The organism is Nostoc cf. edaphicum LEGE 07299 (assembly GCF_015207245.1).
GTDB classification, from domain to species: Bacteria; Cyanobacteriota; Cyanobacteriia; order Cyanobacteriales; family Nostocaceae; genus Nostoc; species Nostoc edaphicum_B.
The window spans coordinates 1-3,508 of the sequence record NZ_JADEXF010000668.1 but is presented as its reverse complement, the minus strand read 5'-3'; the positions used below and the strand labels follow the sequence as shown (position 1 = coordinate 3,508).

The following is a 3,508-nucleotide window of genomic DNA, read 5'->3' as shown; positions in this document are numbered from 1 at the left end:
CCCGATAGCTATTACTAGAATTACCTGCGGAGATTCCTTTAGAAATAATTGTACTGCGGGTATTCTTACCTACGTGAATCATCTTACTACCCGTATCAGCTTGTTGCTGATGATTTGTCAGCGCCACCGAGTAAAACTCACCCACAGAGTTATCACCCACCAACACACAGCTAGGATATTTCCAAGTAATTGCCGAACCTGTTTCTACTTGAGTCCAGGAAATCTTAGAATTTACGCCCTGACACAAACCGCGCTTGGTGACAAAGTTGTAAATACCGCCTTTACCGTTGGCATCTCCAGCGTACCAGTTTTGCACGGTGGAGTATTTAATTTCGGCGTTGTCGAGGGCGACGAGTTCCACAACTGCGGCGTGTAGCTGGTTGCTATCATACATCGGGGCGGTGCAACCTTCGAGGTAAGAAACATAACTACCTTCTTCAGCGACAATCAAAGTTCGCTCAAATCGTCCCGTGTCACCAGAGTTGATGCGGAAGTAGGTAGATAGTTCCATTGGGCATTTCACGCCTTTAGGAATGTATACAAAAGAACCATCGCTAAATACGGCGGCGTTCAAGGCGGCAAAATAATTGTCAGCTATAGGAACAACGCTACCCAAATATTTTTTGATCAGTTCTGGGTGTTCTTGTAACGCTTCCGAAAATGAACAGAAAATAACGCCATCTTCCGCTAGCTTTTCTTTAAATGTAGTGGCCACAGAAACGCTATCGAAAATTGCATCAACGGCGACATTTGCCAGCCGCTTCTGTTCAGATAGGGAAATGCCTAACTTCTCAAAAGTTTCTAAAAGGGTTGGATCAACTTCATCCAAGCTGTTTAGTTTTTCTTTCTTGCGTTTTGGCGCTGAGTAGTAAATGATATCCTGATAATTTATTGGCGGATACTTGACATTCGGCCAAGTTGGTTCCGTCATTTTTTGCCACTGGCGATAAGCTCTGAGGCGAAAGTCCAGCATGAACTGCGGCTCGTTCTTCTTAGAGGAGATCAAGCGGATAACGTCCTCGTCTAGTCCACGCGGTATGGTGTCGGACTCAATGTCTGTGACAAAGCCGTACTTGTAGGGTTGGTTGACTAAGGTTTTGACAGTGGCACTCATCAGTAATAATCTCTCGTGTTCGGAACTGGAATCTCTTTATAAGGATGGGAGACGGGGTTTCTTTAGCCGATTCCCATCTACCGTTACGGAATGGTTACACGGCTGCTAGAATAGTGGTGGAGAGTAAAACAACAGCTATGTTGTTTAATCTATCTTCATTTTACGCTAAATTAACAACAACAATGTTGTCAAAGTCAAACAATTTTGGGTTTTAGATTTGCAATTTTAGATTCCAAAAGACCACAAAGGTGCTTGGCTCAAGGATTTTAGATTGACGATAGTGTAGCGGGGCATATACTAGAAAACTTTTTTAATCCAAAATTCAAAATCCAAAATCCAAAATTGGCACGGTCAAATTTTCAAAGAAATTAATTTTTGGGGCGTTCGCTGAACGTCTCGCACCACATGAAGATGGCGACTACCCACCAGTCCTCAACCAAGCAAGATATCCTAGAATATCTGCACAAACACGAAAAAGCAACGGCTTTAGAGCTAGCTGAAGTTTTAGACGTTACCCCCCAAGCTATTCGTCGCCATCTCAAAGATTTGGAGACGGAGGAGCTAGTTTTGTATTCGACATCAGTGCAGGCGGCGGGGATGGGGCGGCCGCAGCACCTTTATGAACTGAGTCGTCAGGGACGCGATCGCTTGCATCGAACAATGAGCGATCGCTTTGGTGATGCAAGCGGAAATTTTGCGGTTTCGTTGCTAGACACCTTAGCCGAAACGGTAGGACACGATCAATTTAAATCGATTTTAGAGAAACAGTGGCAGCGCAAAGCTAAAGAATACCGCGATCGCGTCGGTAACGGTTCACTGCGAGAACGTGTAGCCAACTTAGTAGAGTTGAGAAAAGCAGAAGGCTTCATGGCAGAGTATCACCCCGTTGATGTGAATGACTCATTTGAGAGCGATCGCTTTATCTTAATGGAGCATAACTGTGCCATTTCCAACGTTGCCGAGTCTTTCCCGAGCATCTGTGGCCACGAATTAGAAATGTTTGCAGCCGTCTTACCAGATTGTAGCGTAGAACGCACCCACTGGATTATTGATGGAGAACACCGTTGTGGCTATTTGGTGCAAATTCGTCAGTAAAATCTTCATCAATAAACTCGGTTTACATCTAGCCGTGGTAATGGATAATAGCTGAATAGCAACTACCTATTATCAATAATCAACTAAGTTTGAGATAGCATTTATGGATGTACCACCACAGCAACCATCAACACAATTTTTAACTCTGGAAGAGTCAGCAAAAGTAGACGCGGCGTTGTTGTCTTCCCCAGAAAAGTTTTTAACAAGATTGACAATTTCATCACTTAAGCTTTTGAAGCATATCGCCCAAGAGTACAGCGTTGCTATTGAAGATTTGACAGCGCAGCAAGTAATTGCCTGGTTTGAAAAAGATGGCAAAATTCGACGTGAACAGGGCATTGAAGGTTCATATCTGAAATGGTGATCTGCGGTAGTAAAGTTTTCGTTGCATTTATTTAGAAAAAACAACTATACAAAATATCGCGCTTCTAAGAAACATTTCTGTTTTTTAGAAGCGCGAACTTAAGAGATAAGATATGCTGCGATAACATTCAGTTCAGCCCAAGATTGTTACTAGAGACGCAAAATTTTCTATCTCTACAGGTTTAAAATCAATACCAAAATTCTTTAACTGAACCGTATTGGAGCGAGAACCTTTTAAATACCTGACGATGAGTCTATTTATTTTTGTGACTCTGCCGCCCTGCTTCAGCATGTTGTTCTCGTGTGCCTCCTTGAGTACCCTTTTCTTCACTATCGGCATCATCACTATCTTCATTCTGACCACCGCGATGAGAATTTTTGCCCCCCTCACGACCGATTTCAGCCATGTGTTCTCTATCTTGACTCACAGCTTCACCGCCTTTGTGCCCAGCTTCACGAGCTTCTTCAGAGGTAAACTCGTGTGCGGTACCCTTTTCATGAGCAGCTTGTCCGCCCTTGCTTGCTATTTCGCGCTGCTTGTCATCATCCATAGATGCAAAACCACGTTTGCTTGTGTCTGCCATGATACTACTCCTTGTTACTAACTAGAGTTTTTAGCTTTTGCAGCAAGTCAAAACCTTATCTCGATTTCTATCTCATCAATTCATTGACTTTTTCAATTTAGCTAATCAAATATTCTGTATTCATTACCCTTAAGAAAGAAACAATCAACCCTGATACTTAACTTAAGATATACAACTAAAGTTGCTATTTGCTAGTAACTTTACTATATAAAAAACAGAAACACCGGGCGATTGGAAATCGCGGCTACACAAACGAAGTCCGCCTACGTGGACTCTCTGAAACCCGCCTGCGCGGGTTTAGCTTGTATAGCCCCAGACTTTTAGTCTGTTCGCGTAGCGTGCGCCTTAGCGC

4 protein-coding genes are annotated in these 3,508 nt (G+C 43.2%); 2 read left to right on the top strand and 2 right to left on the bottom strand.

Features of this window, described 5'->3' with window-relative positions; genetic code table 11:
• The coding region (sufB, locus tag IQ229_RS18685; RefSeq protein ID WP_194046283.1) for a Fe-S cluster assembly protein SufB at nucleotides 1-1,114 on the bottom strand (1,114 nt) is incomplete at its 3' end.
• Nucleotides 1,115-1,525: 411 nt separating this feature from the next.
• Here sufB and sufR point away from each other — a divergent pair.
• On the top strand, nucleotides 1,526-2,209 hold the full coding sequence (gene sufR / locus IQ229_RS18680; RefSeq protein WP_194046281.1) for an iron-sulfur cluster biosynthesis transcriptional regulator SufR: 684 nt from the start codon (nucleotides 1,526-1,528) through the stop codon (nucleotides 2,207-2,209).
• Nucleotides 2,210-2,312: 103 nt separating this feature from the next.
• A complete protein-coding gene (locus tag IQ229_RS18675) occupies nucleotides 2,313-2,573 on the top strand; it encodes a hypothetical protein (protein ID WP_194046279.1) in 261 nt (86 codons plus the stop codon).
• 253 nt (nucleotides 2,574-2,826) lie between these two features.
• Here the strand turns inward: IQ229_RS18675 and IQ229_RS18670 are convergent, their stop codons facing one another.
• The gene (locus IQ229_RS18670; RefSeq protein ID WP_194046277.1) at nucleotides 2,827-3,156 is read right to left on the bottom strand and encodes a KGG domain-containing protein; all 330 of its coding nucleotides are present in this window, start codon (nucleotides 3,154-3,156) and stop codon (nucleotides 2,827-2,829) included.
• Nucleotides 3,157-3,508 lie beyond the last annotated feature (352 nt).

Coding starts and splice junctions, on each gene's coding strand:
- IQ229_RS18675 (WP_194046279.1), top strand. CDS start 2,313: ATGGATGTACCACCACAGCAACCATCAACACAATTTTTAACTCTGGAA.
- sufR (WP_194046281.1), top strand. CDS start 1,526: ATGGCGACTACCCACCAGTCCTCAACCAAGCAAGATATCCTAGAATAT.
- IQ229_RS18670 (WP_194046277.1), bottom strand. CDS start 3,156: ATGGCAGACACAAGCAAACGTGGTTTTGCATCTATGGATGATGACAAG.